This window comes from Nonomuraea sp. NPDC003707 (assembly GCF_053587055.1).
Genome location: NZ_JBSFNK010000012.1, coordinates 160582 through 176516, shown reverse-complemented (window position 1 = coordinate 176516; position 15935 = coordinate 160582). Strand labels below are relative to the sequence as shown.

The 15935-nt window shown below is 69.3% G+C and carries 14 protein-coding genes; 7 read left to right on the top strand and 7 right to left on the bottom strand.

All coding sequences use genetic code 11. The features are described 5' to 3' along the window. Positions 1 to 17: 17 nt before the first annotated feature. The gene (locus ACWDRB_RS30265; protein ID WP_449899284.1) at positions 18 to 2351 is read right to left on the bottom strand and encodes a serine/threonine-protein kinase; all 2334 of its coding nucleotides are present in this window, start codon (positions 2349 to 2351) and stop codon (positions 18 to 20) included. Between the two features lie 48 nt (positions 2352 to 2399). After that, positions 2400 to 3038 (bottom strand): pyridoxamine 5'-phosphate oxidase family protein, encoded by a 639-nt coding sequence (locus tag ACWDRB_RS30260; RefSeq protein WP_449899281.1) that lies wholly within the window; start codon positions 3036 to 3038, stop codon positions 2400 to 2402. 71 nt (positions 3039 to 3109) lie between these two features. On the opposite strand from ACWDRB_RS30260, the gene pdxR reads away from it, so the two are divergent. Together pdxR and ACWDRB_RS30250 are read left to right on the top strand one after the other, a co-directional pair. Further along, the gene (pdxR, locus tag ACWDRB_RS30255; protein WP_449899279.1) at positions 3110 to 4492 is read left to right on the top strand and encodes a MocR-like pyridoxine biosynthesis transcription factor PdxR; all 1383 of its coding nucleotides are present in this window, start codon (positions 3110 to 3112) and stop codon (positions 4490 to 4492) included. Positions 4493 to 4602: 110 nt separating this feature from the next. Further along, positions 4603 to 5310: a hypothetical protein gene (locus tag ACWDRB_RS30250; RefSeq protein ID WP_449899276.1), complete on the top strand. Its 708-nt coding sequence runs from the start codon at positions 4603 to 4605 to the stop codon at positions 5308 to 5310. Here the strand turns inward: ACWDRB_RS30250 and ACWDRB_RS30245 are convergent. Then, positions 5291 to 6424, bottom strand: coding sequence for a DegT/DnrJ/EryC1/StrS family aminotransferase (locus ACWDRB_RS30245; RefSeq protein WP_449899273.1), 1134 nt, complete (start codon positions 6422 to 6424; stop codon positions 5291 to 5293). The genes ACWDRB_RS30250 and ACWDRB_RS30245 overlap by 20 nt on opposite strands. Next, positions 6421 to 7503, bottom strand: a complete 1083-nt coding sequence (locus ACWDRB_RS30240; RefSeq protein ID WP_449899270.1) for a GNAT family N-acetyltransferase — start codon at positions 7501 to 7503, stop codon at positions 6421 to 6423. The genes ACWDRB_RS30245 and ACWDRB_RS30240 overlap by 4 nt, the downstream gene beginning before the upstream one ends. A gap of 158 nt (positions 7504 to 7661) precedes the next feature. Here ACWDRB_RS30240 and ACWDRB_RS30235 point away from each other — a divergent pair, with 158 nt between their 5' ends. The 3 genes from ACWDRB_RS30235 to ACWDRB_RS30225 all read left to right on the top strand — a co-directional run bounded on the left by ACWDRB_RS30235 (position 7662) and on the right by ACWDRB_RS30225 (position 11033). Then, entirely contained in the window at positions 7662 to 8690 is a 1029-nt protein-coding gene (locus tag ACWDRB_RS30235; protein ID WP_449899269.1) for a phosphotransferase family protein, read from the top strand. A 44-nt stretch (positions 8691 to 8734) separates the two neighbouring features. Then, complete coding sequence (locus ACWDRB_RS30230; RefSeq protein ID WP_449899266.1) at positions 8735 to 9484, top strand: SDR family oxidoreductase; 750 nt, start codon at positions 8735 to 8737, stop codon at positions 9482 to 9484. Positions 9485 to 9644: 160 nt separating this feature from the next. After that, entirely contained in the window at positions 9645 to 11033 is a 1389-nt protein-coding gene (locus ACWDRB_RS30225) for a GH39 family glycosyl hydrolase (protein WP_449899263.1), read from the top strand. Positions 11034 to 11706: 673 nt separating this feature from the next. Here ACWDRB_RS30225 and ACWDRB_RS30220 read toward each other — a convergent pair. Further along, the gene (locus ACWDRB_RS30220; RefSeq protein ID WP_350728156.1) at positions 11707 to 11919 is read right to left on the bottom strand and encodes a DUF397 domain-containing protein; all 213 of its coding nucleotides are present in this window, start codon (positions 11917 to 11919) and stop codon (positions 11707 to 11709) included. Continuing rightward, on the bottom strand, positions 11909 to 12736 hold the full coding sequence (locus ACWDRB_RS30215; RefSeq protein WP_350728155.1) for a helix-turn-helix domain-containing protein: 828 nt from the start codon (positions 12734 to 12736) through the stop codon (positions 11909 to 11911). The genes ACWDRB_RS30220 and ACWDRB_RS30215 overlap by 11 nt, the downstream gene beginning before the upstream one ends. A 764-nt stretch (positions 12737 to 13500) precedes the next feature. On the opposite strand from ACWDRB_RS30215, the gene ACWDRB_RS30210 reads away from it, so the two are divergent. Then, a complete protein-coding gene (locus tag ACWDRB_RS30210) occupies positions 13501 to 13800 on the top strand; it encodes a PadR family transcriptional regulator (protein WP_449899258.1) in 300 nt (99 codons plus the stop codon). Further along, positions 13797 to 14825 (top strand): hypothetical protein, encoded by a 1029-nt coding sequence (locus tag ACWDRB_RS30205; protein WP_449899255.1) that lies wholly within the window; start codon positions 13797 to 13799, stop codon positions 14823 to 14825. The genes ACWDRB_RS30210 and ACWDRB_RS30205 overlap by 4 nt, the downstream gene beginning before the upstream one ends. Positions 14826 to 15048: 223 nt before the next feature. On the opposite strand, the gene ACWDRB_RS30200 is transcribed toward ACWDRB_RS30205, so the two are convergent. After that, the gene (locus ACWDRB_RS30200; protein WP_449899253.1) at positions 15049 to 15897 is read right to left on the bottom strand and encodes an alpha/beta fold hydrolase; all 849 of its coding nucleotides are present in this window, start codon (positions 15895 to 15897) and stop codon (positions 15049 to 15051) included. Positions 15898 to 15935: the final 38 nt, after the last annotated feature.

Genomic DNA, 15935 nt, shown 5'->3' with positions numbered 1-15935 from the left:
CCTATTAGTCAACAATGTCACCCAATGTTGTCGTCTGTGCCGGGGCTAGGTGTCTTGCTGGGCTCCTCCTCTTTGGGAGGTTCCTCCTCCCTTGGGCACTCCTGTGTGGCCCCGCTCGCGCTGTCGCTCCCGTTGCCGGCCGCCGGGTCGGTGGAGGCCGTCACGGACCACTTCGTGCCGCAGGGGAGCTTGACGGAGTGGCTCAAAGTCCTGGTGTACGACGTGTCGCCGGACAGGGTGACCGACTCCGTGCCCCCGCCCTCGCCGGCCGAGAACGACACGACGAGGCGTACCGGCTCGGTGCTCGACGTGGTCACCGAGATCGTCGCGACGAGCCCGCCCTCGCCTTGACCGGCCCTGACGATCGAGACCCGCTCCACCCGCGGCGGGCAGGGCACCGAGGCCCGCGCGGTGGCGGTCCGGTCACCGGCGCGCACCCGCACCGACAGGGTCGCGCCGCACGGGCGGGACCTGAAGGTGTGGGCGAACGAGCGCGCGTAGGAGGTCCGGCCGGACAGGGTCGCGGAACGGGTGCCGACCGGATCGCCGTTGACCGCGAACTGGGCCTCGACGGGGATCTCCCCGGTGCCGCTCGCGGTCACCCGCACCGCCGCTTCCGCGGTGCGGCCCGGCGCGTCCGGCAGGTCCAGAGAGACGCGCAGGCCGGTCACCCTCGTCGGGCAGGGCGGCACGGCCAGCGAGGCCGTCCTGGCGCCTCCTGGGGCCGCAGGGGAGGTGGCGACGGTCAGCGTCACCGTGCGACCGCACGGGCGCTCGCCGATGGACCAGGAGAGCGTGCGGGTGTAGGACCTGGCGCCGGCCAGGCGCAGGCGCTGGGTGCGGCCGCCCGCGCCGGGGGCCGACCAGGTCGCGGTGGCGATGACGGCGGCGGTGCCGTCGGTGCGCACGGTGACCGTGGCGGTGGCGTCGCCGTCCTCGTCGACCGTGAGGCCGCCCACGTTCACCCCGAGCACCTCGGTCACGGGCTCCGGGGTGGGAGTGGGAGTGGGCGTAGGAGTCGGGGTGGGGGTCGGCGTGGGGGTCGGCGTCCGCTTGGGGGTGGGGGTCGGGGTGGCCTTCTTGGTGGGCTTGGGCGTCTTGACCGGTTTCGTGGTGGTCGGTGTGTTGACCGGGGTCTTCACGGGGGTGTGTGCAGGCGTCTTTATCGGGACGACCGCCTTGGGGGTGCTCGCGGGCGTCGCCTTCGGGGTGACCTCAGGTGTGGTTTCGGGTGTGGTCTCGGGCGTCGGCTCCGGCGTGGTCGGGGGATCGGCCGCCGGCTCCGTCGTGAACTGCGAGGGCGGGACGGCCGCCGCCGCGCCGAGTTCCTCCGTGGGCGGCGACTGGCGGTTGGCCAGCACGACCACCACCGCCACGGCGGTCGCCACGGCCACGGCTCCGGCCATGGCCATGCGTGCCGCGTTCGAGCGCAGGCCGCGGAAGACCGTCCGGGCCAGCGAGGTCGTCACCTCGGGGACGGGCGTCTGCGCCGTGGGCAGGAGCAGGGCCAGCAGGGCCACGAGCGCGGCCAGGCGGCGCTTTCCGCGCTCCTCCCAGTCCTCGCCGTACGCGGCCCTGGCCATGGCCTCCAGCTCCGCCACGAACGCGTGCGCGCTCGCCGGCCGCCGCGCCGGGTCCTTGGCCAGCCCGCGCCTGACCAGCTCGCGCACCGGCTGCGGCGCGTCGTGGAACGGCACAGGGGCGTGCACGTGCTGGTAGCCGAGCACGCTCGGCTCGGTGGAGCGGTAGGGCCGGTGCCCCGTCAGGCACTCGAAGAAGACGGCGGTGGCCGCGTACACGTCGGTCGCGGGCGAGGCGGGCAGCCCCTCCCACAGCTCGGGCGCCATGTACGGCGGCGTGCCCTCGGGGTGCGTGAGCGTGCCCTGCCGAACCGCGATGCCGAAGTCGACGAGCTTGCTGACCCCGTCATCCCTGACGATCACGTTCTCGGGCTTGTAGTCCCTGTGCACCAGCCCGAGGTCGTGCGCCCTGGCCAGCCCGAGCAGCGACCCCTTCAGCACCACCAGCGCCGCCTCGGGCTCGGTCGCGCCGTTCTCGCGCAGCAGGGCCCGCAACGAGACGCCGTTGACCAGCTCCATCACGATGGCCGCGCCACCGGTGTCCTGGACGTACTCCCACATCGTGGCGATGTTCGGGTCGCGCAGGGTGGTCAGCAGCCGCGCCTCGGCCTGGAACCTGCCCAGCGCGGCGGGATCGCGCAGCAGTCCCTCGGAGAGGTACTTGATGGCGACCTTGACGCCGGTCTCGTCGTGGACGGCCATCGCCACGCGCCCGCTGGCGCCCGCGCCGAGTTGCTTGACTTCCGTATATCCGGGAGCGCTCCACTCCATCGCCGTCTCCCATCACCATCAGGAGCAGGTGTTGCCTGCTCAATGGAACTACTCCCGATGGAGGATGTGAACAGGCGCGTCGATACCTTCTGGGAGCATCGGATCTGGCTCGGGTTCGCCCCACGTGGTGACCAGGGGCAGCACCCCGGCCCAGACCGGCAGGTCGTAGTCCTCTTCCTCGTCCTTTGGCGCCCCGCGCCTGATCTTGACCGACGCCTCCTCCAACGACAGGGCCAGCACGGCGGTGGCGGCGAGCTCCTTGCGGTTGGGCTGCCTGACGTAGTCCCACTGCCCGGGCGCGAGCTGCTCCGACAGGGCCCGCAGCCCCGCCATCCGCTCCTCCGGGTCCGTCACGAGCCTGGCGTGGCCGTAGATGACCGCCGAACGGTAGTTGACCGAGTGGTGGAAGACGGAGCGGGCCAGCACGATCCCGTCCACGTGCGTGACCGTGACGCACACCTCGCCTCCGTCGGCGGCGCGCAGCGTCGTGGCCCCCGTGGAGCCGTGCAGGTAGAGGGTCTCGCCGATGCGGCCGTAGCCCGTGGGGACGACCATGGGGTGGCCGTTCACGACCACGCCCAGGTGGCAGACCAGGCCGGTGTCGAGCACCTCATAGAGATCGTTCCTGTCGGTGCTGCCCCGCTCCTTCGAGCGGCCGAGCGTGGTACGGGAAGTGGTGGAGAGCATGATTCGACCGTAACCAGGAAGTGGACCTATCCTGTAGGGCCACTATCGAGCCCTTCGCGGAGACCACTTCCGTGCGTACCCATGTTGACCTGCCCGTTTCCCTTTCCCGTGACTCGGACGCGCCGCTGACCGCGCAGCTCGCCGACTGGCTGCGGCGCGCCATGCTGGACGGCACGCTGGCGCCCGGCGAGCGGCTGCCGTCCACGCGTTCCCTGGCGACCCAGCTCGCGGTGAGCAGGACCGTGATCACGGAGGCGTACCAGCAGCTGTACGCGGAGGGGTGGCTGGACGGGCGGCACGGCTCCGGGACGTTCGTGGCCGACATGGAGGTGGCCCCGCCGCCGCGCGAGCAGACGCCGTACGTGCCCGCGCCGCCGCCCGCCCCCGCCGACTGGATCGACCTCACACCGGGCCAGCCCTGGGTGCGCGACTACGACCTGGCGGCGTGGAAGCGGGCCTGGCGCAAGGCCGCCGACCTGCCGCCGGGCGCCGACCCCACCCCGTACGGCCTGCCGCGCCTCAGGGAACTGCTCGCCGACCACCTGAGACGGGTCAGAGGCATGGCCGTCGGCCCCGAGAACATCCTGGTCACCCGGGGCACCGGCAACGGGCTCGACCTGTGCGCGCTGGCCCTGCTCGGCAACGGCACGCGGGCCGGCGTCGAGGACCCGGGCTACCACGTGGCGCGCACGGTCTTCGCGGCCAGGGGCGCACAGGTGGTGCCGTGCCCGGTGGACGAGGACGGCGTGATCGTGGACGGGCTGCCCGGCGACCTCCGCGTGCTCTACACCACGCCCGCGCACCAGTACCCCCTGGGCGGGCGGCTCCCGATCCCGCGCAGGGAGCGGTTGCTGGCCTGGGCCAGGAGCACGGGCGCGACGATCGTCGAGGACGACTACGACGCGGAGTTCCGCTACGACGTCGCCCCGCTGCCCGCCCTCTACGGCCTGGACCCCTCGCGGGTCGTGCTCCTCGGCACGCTCTCCAAGACGCTCGCGCCCGACGTGGGCGTCGGCTGGCTCGTCGGCGATCCCGAGCTGGTCGCCGCCATCGCCCGCCTGCGGCGCAGCGTCGGCGACCGTACCAGCGGGCCCGTCCAGCAGGCCGTGATCAACCTGCTGGAGTGCGGCGACCTCGACCGGCACCTGCGCAGGATGCGCCTGGAGTACGCCCGTCGCCGCGCCGCGGTCGTCGAGCTCCTGGGGCCCGTCTGCCGCCTGCGCGGCGACACGGCCGGGCTGCACGTGGTGGCCGAGCTACCGTCGTCGGTCGAGCCGTACGTGGTCGAGCGGGCCAGGGAGCGCGGGGTCCTGCTCGACTCCATCGGCCGCCACCACCACGGGCGGGCGCGGCTGCACGGCGTGGTGATCGGCTACGGCTCCGCCTCGCTCACCGACGTCCGCCGCGGCTGCCGCATCCTCGCCGACCTCATCCGCTCCACCCACCCCCACTGACCCCCGCCCACTCCTCAAGCGGTCCCGGCCGAAGTACGTCGGGTGCTCAAGGTGGATTTGAGTAGCCGAGCTCTCGCCCCCCACCCCACCCCCGAAGCATGCTGAACCCCATGAAATGGTGGCTACTCCTCGCGTCCTTGATCGTCACCCTGCTCACCGTCTGGCTGATCCTCTACGCGGGCGTGGCGCCGTCCACGCTCCTCTCCCTGGGCGCCGGCGCGGTCAGCCTGCTCTGGCTGGTCGTCGTCCTGACCGTCCCGTGGAACCTGTGCCTGGCCGCCCGCCACGTCCTCCACGAGATCCAGGTGTCCAGGGAGGCCGGCATCGAGGTGGCCCAGCACCGCGAGGACGAGGCGCGGCGCATCGCCCGGCGCATGCTCGTGCTCGCGATCTCCGGCCACGTCGTCTCCGCCGCCGTGATCGCGGTCGTCACGTTCTTCGCGGGAGCCCAGCTCGGCTACTACTTCTCCGGGTTCTACCTGCTCGCCACCGCTTTCCGGCCGATCGCGGCGTACACGAAGCACCTGCGTGACCGGGTCAGGACGCTCGGGCAGGAGGTGCGCTACCCGCGCGCGGACGTGATCTCCCTGCGCGACCGGGTCTCCGAGCTGGAGACGGTCATGAAGGGCCTCAAAAGGGACATCGACGACCTGAACGCCGCCCGCCAGGGCCTGGAGCTGGCCGACCACGATCTGGGGCGCCGGATGACGCTCATGGCGCGCCGGTTCGACGAGACCGTGGACGGGCTGAACGACAACCAGGAGGTGATCACGGGGCTGAAGGCGTTCCTGCGGCTGATCAGGGCGGACCCTGCGTAGGAGGCTCGAGGTCGCGCAGGACGGGCAGGGCGCGGGCGGCGTACACCGGGTCCACGGGCAGCACGTGCCGCGCCCACCAGCGCGCGGGGCCGGGGTCGGGGGAGGGCTCGGTGAAGGCGGGGGCGTAATCGTCGTACGGCGGGTCGTACAGGTAGCCCGTGGCCACCCCGCGCCGCTCCAGCTCGGCGATGGCCGCGTCCCTGTCGCGCACCAGGAGCGGCACGCGGAACAGCGGCCGGCGCACGTCGTCGCGCACGGCGGGCGCGACCGTGGGCAGCTCGGCCAGGGCCGCGACGCCCGCGAGCCGCCGTCCGCGGTCGGCGGAGACCTTGGCCAGGCGCCTGGACTGGTACCAGCGGGCCACGCGGCCGCGGCGGGCGCGGTAGTCGTGCAGGTCGGCGCGTACCCAGGGGTCGAAGGGCGGCAGCTCGGGGATCCGCTCGAGCGCCTGCTTCAGGGCCTCGGGCTCCAGGGCGATGCGGTAGCCCTCGCGGTCCTCCTGCATGCCGAGTGCCCGCATGAGCCTGAGCGCGGGGCGTACGAGGTCGAGCCTGAGCGCCACCTGGCGGGCCATCGAGGTGGCCACGCCGGTCAGGTCGGCCCGCAGGGAGCCGGGGGCCAGCAGGGCGTCACGGGCACGCTGGAGCGCGCGCAGGTCGGACTCGTGCTCGACGACCAGGACGCCGCCCGAGCCCGCCCCCGGGTGCTTGGAGAGGCTGAACACCCCGGCCTGGCCGAAGGTCCCCAGCGGCCGGCCGCCGATGCTCGTCTCCATGGCGTGCGCCACATCCTCGATCAGGATTTTTCCGGACATTTTTCCGGACAGGGAGGGGGCGTCGTCGGGCAGGCCGTACAGGTTGGTCGTCAGGACGGCGTCCACCGCGGCGAGGTCGACGCGGGAGACGTCGATGTTGCCGTCGCGCGGGGACAGCGGCGCGATCACCGGGCGCAGGCCGGCCGCGAGCACCAGGAACAGGATCTCGTCGGCCGAGATCGGCGACATGAGCAGCCGCTGACCCGGCTCGCACCAGTGGCGTAAGGCCAGGTAGAGGCCGAGGCGGTTGGAGGGGAGCGCCAGGCAGCGACGGCCTGTGCGCTCCTCGACGAGCCTCACCCCTGCAGGACGGTACGGAGCCGTCCGTAGGTCTTCAGCGCCCTGTCGGCGGTCTTGAGCAGGAACGGGTTGGCCATCACCGTGGCGCGCGTCTTGCGCACCGGCACCCGCATCATCCAGTGGACCCCGGCCGCCGCGCCGATCCTGGCCACCCGCCCCTCGGCCACTTCGAGCTGGCCCGTCTTGAGCTTGTCCTTGTACTCCTTCTCGCCCCGGCCCATGTCGATCACCTCGATGCCGTTGGCCGCGGCCTGCTCGGCCATCGCCAGGTGGTGGATGAGGCCGGGGGAGTACTTGGCGAAGTGGGTGTCGTAGGCGGGGAACCACCCGGCGAGCGTCGTACGCGTGCGGAGACCGAAATGCCCGGCCACCGGCCGCCCGTCCACGGAGACCATGTCGAGCACCCCGGCGAAGCTGTCCGACTGGGTGGCCAGCAGCCGCTCGACCAGCTCCACGATCCACCGGTGCGCGAACCTGTCGGTGCGCCCGGTGCGGCGATACTGGTCGGTCTTCCAACTGAGCAGCGTGTGCAGGGGCGTCAGGTCGGTGGTCGCGTAGTCGTGACGCATCGTCCCGGCCTCGCGCTGCAGCTTGCGGGACTTGGCCAGGGTGGTCTTGTACGTCTTGCCGGAGTGCTCCCGGAGGATGTCGGTGTAGTGCTCGTAGCCGCCGCGCAGGTCGATGATCGGCGACGGATGCCTTTCGTGCCGCTCGTTCAGCAGCGGCTGGCCGGAGACCAGATGGTCGAACTCGTACACCGCCAGCCCGCACTCCTTGAGGAGGCGGCGCGGATCGATGGGGAGCTCTTTGGCACGTACCATCCCCTGCGCGTCGGTCAGCCCCGCGGCGACCGGTTTGCCGATGCCGAGGGGATGTCGTTCGAAGGGGAAGAAACCGACGATGTCTGGGCCGTCGTAGAGGACCGCGACCCGTACGACATTTCGGAGTTCGCCTACCGCGATGGTGAATTCCGGGGACAAGAAGGGGCTGTCGAGCGCGGGGTCCGCCTCCTGCAGCTCTCTCCAGCGGCTCACTTCGGATTGTCCCAGCTCACGGGGCAGGGCAAGGGTGACGCGCATGGGCTCCTACCGTCGGCATGCCACTGTGTTTCAAGCTTGAGGGGGGACCTGTACAGCCAGGGTAAAGGTTATTACCAGAGCAGTCGTAACCGCAGGTCCCGAACGTTACCGAACTCTCAGGTGGTGTTCAGGACCGAGTGTCGTTCTAATGTGTGTTCATGACCGTACCTGGCATCGACTGGCCTGCACTGATCACGTGGATGGGCCGGAACGTGCCCGATGCGGGCGAGCCGCTGTCCGTCTCGCTGATCTCGGGCGGCAGGTCCAATCTCACCTACCTGATCGAGGCCCGCGACCGCCGCCTGGTGCTGCGCCGGCCGCCGCTCGGCCACGTGCTGCCCACCGCCCACGACATGCGGCGCGAGTGGCGGGTCATCTCGGCCCTGTCGGGCACGCCCGTGCCGGTGCCCTCGCCGATCGCGTTCTGCGCCGACGAGTCCGTCGTCGGGGCGCCGTTCTATCTCATGGGGTACGTGGAGGGCGCCGCCGTACGGACCCGGGAGGAGCTCGGCTCGCCGTCGCCGGCGCAGACGCGGCGGCTGTCGGAGCGGCTGGCCGAGGTGCTGGCGGCCATTCACACGGTGGACTACCGCGAGGTGGGGCTCGGGGACTTCGGGCGGCCCGAGGGCTATCTGGCCAGGCAGCTCGAACGGTGGGGGCAGCAGTGGGAGCGGTCGAAGACGGCAGACCTGCCCGAGTACGACCGGCTCGTGGAGCGGCTGCGGGAGCGGTTGCCCGCCGCCTCCGACAGCACGCTGGTGCACGGTGACTACCGGCTGGACAACACGTTGATCCGGTTCGGGGAGCCGATCGAGATCATGGCCGTGGTGGACTGGGAGATGTCCACGCTGGGTGATCCGCTGGCCGACCTGGGGCTGACGCTGACGTACTGGCACGATCAGGGGGACGAGGAACGGGCGCGGATCCCCGTGGCGGGGGACGTGACGGTGGCGCCGGGTTTCATGAACGCGGCGGAGTTCGCCGCGCACTATGCCAAGGTCTCCGGCCGGGATATTTCGGATCTTGGGTTTTATGTGGCTTTCGGCAACTTCAAGCTCGCTGTCATCGTGGAGGGTATCCACGCCCGGTTCCGGCAAGGTAAGACCGTTGGGGAGGGATTCGACCGCATCGGGTCCGCGGTGCCCACGCTGATCTCCCGTGCGCATCGCATGCTCGACCAGCCCTGACGGTCGGCCTTCGCGAAGGACACCCCCGACGCAAGGAGCACGCCATGAGCACAGTTGCACTCATCACCGGAGCGGCCAGCGGCATCGGGGCGGCGGTGGCGCGGCGGTTGTCGGCGGGCGGCGTCAAGTGCGTCCTCGTCGACCTCGACGGGGAGGGCGCCGAGAGGCTGGCCAAGGAGGTGGACGGCGCGTGGCTGGCCGCCGACGTCAGCCGCGAGGAGGCCTCGCTGGAGGCGGTGGCGCTGGCCGAGCAGCGCTACGGACGGCTCGACCTGGTCCACCTGAACGCGGGGATCTCGGGCCGGGTGGACCTGGTGGACTTCGACCTGACGCGTTACCGCCAGGTGGTCGGGGTGAACGTGGACGGCGTCGTCTTCGGCGTCCAGGCCAGCCTCCCGCTGCTCAAGCGATCGGGCGGGGGCGCCATCGTGGCCACCTCGTCGCTGGCCGGGCTCGTGGGCTTCGCCGGCGACCCGATCTACACGATGACCAAGCACGCCGTCGTCGGCCTGGTCAGGGCGCTCGCCGAGCCGCTGGCCGCCCAGAACATCCGCATCAGCGCCGTCTGCCCCGGATTCACGGACACGCCGCTGGTGGCGGAGTCGCGGGAGATGTTCGTCAACGCCGGGTTCCCCCTGCTCACGGCCGAGGACGTGGCCGCCGCCGTCGAGTCCGCCTTCTACGCCGACACCCCCGGCACGCTCCTGGTCGTGCAGCCCGGCCGGCCGCCGGTCCCGTACCGCTACGCAGGGGTTCCGGGCCCCGTGGGAGGCCAGCGTCCCCCTGTCTCCTGAACGGAAACGGCAAGTGCCTTGCAAGTGGGGCGATTAGCCTATTAAGGGTCAGGCTCTTGTACGTTTGCAGTCTCTTGGAACGTTCGCAGCCCTCGCAGAATCCAGAGCCCTTGTAGGTTCGTGAGTCCTTGTACCTTTGCCGCAGCATGAGGAGCATTCGGTGATTCCGACTGACGGCCGGCACGCACGAAGACGATCGCCGTGGCCGCTCGCGCTGGGAGCGGGCGTCCTCGCCGTCGTCCTGGTGGCGGGCATCATGGTCTACGCGTCGATGCGCAGCCAGTCACGCAGCGTGTTCAAGGGCGAGGACGTCGCCACGACGCTCCCCAGCGAGCCCGCGCCGCAGTTGGAGCAGCCGCCCGCGCTCGACAACTGGCCGCGCTGGGGCATCACCCACACCCAGTACAGCGCGGACAACGAGCCGCCGCAGGTCGTGGAGGAGGCCAGGGGCGTGCTCGGCCGGGTCCCCATGCTGCAGAACCAGCACATCATGGGCTGGGGCGTCGGCAACCCGGAGCCCAGTCCCGGACAGTTCAACTTCCGTGACCTGGACCGGCGGCTGAAGTTCATGGCGTCGTCGCGGGCGGTGCCGGTGATCACGCTGTGCTGCGCGCCGGACTGGATGAAGGGCGGGCAGGCCGGGCGTACGGACTGGAGCAAGAACCACACGGTCGCGCCCAAGCGCGAGCATTTCGACGACTACGCCAAACTGGCCGCCACGGTCGCCAAGCAGTATCCGACGGTCAAGCACTACATGGTGTGGAACGAGTTCAAGGGCTTCTGGGACCCGTCCACGAACCGCTGGGACGCCGAGGGGTACACCGAGCTGTACAACAAGGTCTACGCGGCCTTGAAGAAGGTGAACAAGGACATCCAGGTCGGTGGCCCGTACATTCCCATCGAGAGCAATTCCAAGGGCGGCCCCTCGGAGCTGAGCGGCCCGTGGGGCACCGTGGACCAGCGGGCGCTGGACGCGATCACGTACTGGCTGGAGCACAAGAAGGGCGCCGACTTCGTCGTGGTGGACGGCGCGTCCATGACGAACGACCGGGGCAACGTACCCGACGATTTCGCCGCCCAGGCCAAGTTCGCCGCCATCACGACGTGGCTGCGGCAGCAGAGCAAGGACCTGCCCGTGTGGTGGGCCGAATGGTACGTCGAGCCGGAGAACTCCGGCTGGTCGGAGGCGAAGCGCACGGCGGTGCAGGCGACGGCGCTGATGGAATTCGCGAAGAGCGGCGTGACGACGGCCCTTTACTGGAACCCGCAGCAGAAGAGCGAAGGCGACTGCGCCGGCTGCCTCTGGAGCCCCAAGGTGGGCGGGGAGATGCCGATGGCGGGCCTGCTCAGCGGCTTCACCAAATGGTTTCCGGCAGGCGTACGCGTCGAGCCCGTGACAACCTCGGACCCCAAGATCAAGGCAATCGGCCAGGAACGCCAGGTGGTCATGGTGAACACCTCGGACCGCGAGGTCACGGCCACGGTCGACGGCCGCCAGGTAACCCTGAAACCCCACGAAATCAAATGGTCGGGCCGCGGCGGCACCTAAAAGCACGGCCTTCCACAGGGGGCGCTTCGCGCACGGGATTCCAGGCTGTGCTGCCCAAGGGGGGCTCCGCCCCCCTTCGATCCCCCTCAACCCCCGCTCGCTCCGCTCGCCAGCCCCGCCCGTTGCCCTGTTACCGGGTGAGCCTGCTGGAGCCCACCCCGAAAACCCCGCTCGCTTCGCTCGCTTGAGGCCCCGCCGGTTGCGCGGTTACCCAGTGGGCCTTTGGAGCCCACCCCGAGCGATCCCCGTGCTGGTCGGCCTGGGTCGGCTCGCGCTCTAGCGAGGGTCGTGCTCGGCGAGGAACCGCAGGCTTTCCCGCAGATTCCGCGATATCCGGACATCGTCGGGCTGCTCCGTCGATGACCCTCGCCGCCCTGGCTGACGCGCGCGGCCGTCGTCTTCCCGATTCGGCGCCTGAGGCTTGCCGGGGTGGGGTTTCTCTTCGGGGCGCGACGGGCGATTCTTCGAAGCGCCCTCTTCCTTGATTGCGGAAACTCTCACGACAGAGACCTTTCTACGTCTTCCCACCTGCGACGTTACGGTCATCCGTCGTAGCCGCACATCCCTCCGGGCGTGTGTGGAGGCTTCCATCGCCTCGGTGTAGGGATCTTGGTGTGCAGGAGGAAGGAGGAGGGGCTTGGAAGGGATTAGAGCCCCTCCTCCGTGCTTCCGGCTAGAAGTCGAATTCGCCCTTGGCCATGCCGTCTTTGAAGGCGGCCCACTCTGGTGCGGTGAATACCAAGGCGGGGCCGGTGCGGTCCTTGCTGTCTCGCACGGCGACGCGTCCGCCGCTGAGGGGAGCCACTTCGACGCAGCTCCCGCCGTTGTCGCCGGACGCCTTGGCCTTCCGCCATGCGGCGGTTACGAGTTCGTTGTCAGTCTCCATACCTCTCCATCACCTCGCGAATGACCTGCTCGCTGACGTTCACCGGATGGGCCATGCTGCTCAAGGCATCCCATCGCACGTTGAGGGCTCGGACGCCGTCGAAGTGAGTGATCACCTCTCCCGTGAGGGCGCTCTCCAGGTAGCCGGTATCGGGTGAACCGACTATCTGGGCGATCTCGAATGCGCCCAGGAGGCCGGTGGTCATCCCTGCAGACAGCGGGACGATCCGTACCGTGATGCACGGGTGTTGCATAGCGGTGAGAAGGCGCGCGAGTTGCTCGCGCATCACGGACGCCCCGCCGACCGGTCGAGACAGGACACCCTCATCGATGAGGGTCGAGTACATGGGTGGGTTCGGCGAATCGAACACTTCCTGGCGTTTGAGCCGAATCTTGACGGCCTTTTGCGCCTCATCGAGTGTGATCCCGGGTTTTCCAAGGAAGACCTGCTCGGCGTACCTCTCCGTCTGGAGGAGTCCAGGAATCAAGGATGGTTCGGACGTGCGGATGGTGTGGGCGGTGGCCTCGATGCCGGGCCAGGGTCTGAACCACTTGGGGCCGAAGTCGCTGTGGATCTCGGGCAGCAGTTCCTTCAGTTCCCCATTCAGTCCGAGAACGCGCTCGATTTCCTCCGTGAAAGCCTCGCTCGGCGTGCGCTTACCGCGTTCGACGGCCCCTATCTGGCTCTCGCTGTAGGTGACCCCGGGAGCCGCCGCAAGGCGTTCCTGTGACAGCCCTTGACGTGTCCGAAACTTCCGCATCCGCGCGCCATACTCCGCTCGTGCGCGTAGGCCAGGTTCTTCTCCGTTTACGGTCATATCACGCCCCTTCGCCTCTGTCTTCGCACGTCCCTACAGAGGCCCACACACACTTGGCCGGTGGTTGGCGGAAAGTGAAGCCGCCTTTTGGAAACACAACGTAACCGCCTGACTCCATTCTGTGCAGTGGCTACGGAGTTTAGGCCTGTGTAGCCCTCCACCTTCCGACCGCTCTTGTGTGCTTCGAGGTGATTTCCATGCGGCAAGGCGCGACAGTGCCTCGGCGATTGCGGTGTACCACGCTGCCGCAGGATCAGTACGCACCGCACCGCGCCAGGCTGGCCGTGAGAGCCTGGCTGGGATCGGCGCATTCCGCGCTGCACGACACCGAGCTCGTCGCCTCCGAGCTGGTCGCCAACGCTGTCAGGCACGCGCTCAAGGGTCCCGGTCGCGACTGGGTGCGCCTCCGTCTGGACGAAGGTCTGGCCGAAGCGGCGTCTTGCGTCCGCCTCGTCTCACCGATCCTGGCAACCCCATGTCGGAGCCGGAATGCCTGCCGCTCCCGGCTGACTGGAATGACTGGATCCCGCATATGAGGCGGCCCGGAGGCATGGGTATCGCCACAGTCGCCGCGATCTGCGAGGGGACTTGGGGAACGTGCCTCACCGAGCGAGAGGAACGCGTGGTCTGGTGCCACGTCCCCATTCGGTGATCCGCGAGTCCATTTCATCCTGAGCAGCAGTCTGGGCATCGCAATGTTCACGATATCCTGTTAGGCAGGATATCGTGGATGGGTGAACATAACGGAGCCCATGTTCCTTGCGATGACCGCGTTGGCGGATGAGCCCCGGCACGGCTACGGGATCGTCCAGGAGGTCGATCGGCTGTCCGACGGGCACGTGCAACTCAAGATCGGCACCTTGTACGGCGTGCTCGACCGGCTCTCGGCTGCCGGCCTGGTCGAACTCGACCGCGAAGAGGCCCAGAACGGACGGCTGCGGCGCTACTACCGGCTGACCGATGATGGCGCCAAGGCGCTCAGGGAAGAGGCCGTCAGGATGGCCGCCACCGCCGAGGCCGCCACCGCCCGCCTGCGGGCCAGGACGGCCGGAGGCGCCGCATGAGCCTGCTCGAACAGCGCTACCGCTCCGTCCTGCGCCTGCTGCCGGCCTCCTACCGCGCCGAGCGCGAGGAGGAGATGGTGGACGCGTTCATGGAGATGTCGGGCGAGGCGCCCGACGAGGCGAACCCGCGGCCCCGGTGGGGCGAGATCGCCAGCGTGCTCTCTCTGTCCTTACGGGTGCGCCTCGGCGGCCCGGGCGCATCTCCCCGCTTCGTCGCCTGGGGTGAGGCCGTCCGGCTCGTGGCACTGCTCGGACTGGGCTATCAGGCCGTGGGCAGCGTCTACCAGTTTCTGTACTGGGGGCACGCGCTGGCGTTCGGGACGGACGTCGCGTGGACGGGCTCGCCAGGCTCCGTCGAACGGCTGGTGTCGATCGCCGTCTCCGCGGCGGACCTATGCTCGGCCGTCGCGTTCGTGGCGATCATGCGCGGCCACGTCAGGGCGGCGAAGGTCACGGCCGTGATCGGTGTGGCAGCCCCACTGGTCTACACACTGATCCCGATGATCCTGGCCGGACCCCTGACCGACCGGCCGCTGTCGGAACCCGCGACCCTGGTGTTCACCGCGGCGCCAGTGCTCGCGCTCCTGATGGGCTTCCACAGCGATATCACGCCGCGACGCCGGTCGTGGGCGGCCACCCTGTCACCGGCGGCCGCCGGCCTGGCGGTGCTGTGCGGCACCTGGCTGGTCGTCGCCCTGCGACCGTACAACCTGGACTGGCCCTACCTGTGGCTGGGCTTCGGCACGACGATCCTCGTATGGGCGGCGGGCGCCGTGGTCGTCCTCGCCCGCCGGAGCTCCCCGTCATGGGCGCTGGCCATGACGGCCACCGGGCTGCTCCTGCTGATGGTGCGGCTGCCCCTGCTCGACAACCTTCCCGAGGGCGCCTCGTGGACGATGGTCTGCGCCCAGTGCGCGGTGCTCTGGGTTCTGTCCACCGCGCTCGCCTGGATGGGTACGCGGGGCCTGCTGGGCGCCTCCGGGATCGCACCCGTGACTCCCAAGGTCGGGGAAAGATCGGGGTAGGCGGCAAGGCGATCGGGTGTCTATGTCATCTCCGCTGAGCGCCAACAACGAGATCCACGCTGTCGCAAATAGCAGGTCCCGTCCCACTCTCCCCGAAGGTCGACCGCATTCGAGATGAAAAGGGTTCCGTGAACGTCGCGCAATCGGGCCGGTGAACGGCTTCTGACCTTTGTTTATACATTTCCAGCTTCGTTGAAGGGGAGCCTTCACACCGTGGTGTCGCTCAGGTGTCTAGGAACTCGTTGACGTCGTTCGCGAACTCTTCCGTGTGCTGATAGAGGAATCCGTGCGCGGAGTCTGGATAGAGCTTCACGGCCGCGTTCGGAATCAGGCTGGCCGTCAGGTAGGAGTACCAGGGCAGGATCATCCGGTCGTCGTCGCCGTTGGCGACGAACACCGGCTGTTGCAGCGCGGTGAGCCGTTGCAGGAGGCCGAAGTTCGGTGTGCCCCACTTGAGGACCGCGTCGTATTGGGCGTTGCGGGTCCGCCAGGTGGTGTCGGTGTCACGGCCCTCGGTGCGGCTGAAGACTCGTCCCAAGTACTGCTCACCTGCGGCCCGGCTGGCTGCCGATTTCGTGAAGAAGGCGTGCAGGACTCCTTCGGCGTCGACTTTCGGCGTGCCGACTGCGTCGATGATGTCGGGTGCCCAGCCGTGCATGCCGGGCGCGCCCTGGGGCGCGGTCGAGGCCAGAACCACCTTGGTGACGAGCGAGGCTCGGGTGAGTGCGATCTCTTGCGCGATGAAGCTGCCGATGGAGAAGCCCAGCAGGTCGACGCTGTCGAGGTCGAGGGCTTCGAGGAAGATGATGGCGTCGTCGGCCATCTGGGCGATGGTGGTGGGAGTGGTCCCTGTCGTCGCGCCTACACCGGCGTTGTCGAAGGCGATCACCTCGTGCGACGTGGCCAGGGCGTCGACAAGGTCGGGGTCCCAGTTGTCGAGGTTTCCGCGGAAGTGCTGCAGCAGAACCAGCGGCCGGGTGCCCGTCGGTCCCACGCGCCGGTAGGCGTAGGTGATTCCGTTTGAGCCCTCGACTGTCGAGGTCTTGGCTTGCAGGTACTTGGTGTTACTCACCGTTGTTCCTTTTCCTGATCCAGTTGAGGATGGTCGGG

What these genes read in the sequence shown, in the direction of transcription:
- ACWDRB_RS30215 (WP_350728155.1), bottom strand. Translation starts at nt 12,736, where the DNA reads ATGACCGTAAACGGAGAAGAACCTGGCCTACGCGCACGAGCGGAGTAT.
- ACWDRB_RS30260 (WP_449899281.1), bottom strand. Translation starts at nt 3,038, where the DNA reads ATGCTCTCCACCACTTCCCGTACCACGCTCGGCCGCTCGAAGGAGCGG.
- ACWDRB_RS30205 (WP_449899255.1), top strand. Translation starts at nt 13,797, where the DNA reads ATGAGCCTGCTCGAACAGCGCTACCGCTCCGTCCTGCGCCTGCTGCCG.
- ACWDRB_RS30250 (WP_449899276.1), top strand. Translation starts at nt 4,603, where the DNA reads ATGAAATGGTGGCTACTCCTCGCGTCCTTGATCGTCACCCTGCTCACC.
- ACWDRB_RS30235 (WP_449899269.1), top strand. Translation starts at nt 7,662, where the DNA reads ATGACCGTACCTGGCATCGACTGGCCTGCACTGATCACGTGGATGGGC.
- ACWDRB_RS30240 (WP_449899270.1), bottom strand. Translation starts at nt 7,503, where the DNA reads ATGCGCGTCACCCTTGCCCTGCCCCGTGAGCTGGGACAATCCGAAGTG.
- ACWDRB_RS30210 (WP_449899258.1), top strand. Translation starts at nt 13,501, where the DNA reads ATGACCGCGTTGGCGGATGAGCCCCGGCACGGCTACGGGATCGTCCAG.
- ACWDRB_RS30265 (WP_449899284.1), bottom strand. Translation starts at nt 2,351, where the DNA reads ATGGAGTGGAGCGCTCCCGGATATACGGAAGTCAAGCAACTCGGCGCG.
- ACWDRB_RS30220 (WP_350728156.1), bottom strand. Translation starts at nt 11,919, where the DNA reads ATGGAGACTGACAACGAACTCGTAACCGCCGCATGGCGGAAGGCCAAG.
- ACWDRB_RS30230 (WP_449899266.1), top strand. Translation starts at nt 8,735, where the DNA reads ATGAGCACAGTTGCACTCATCACCGGAGCGGCCAGCGGCATCGGGGCG.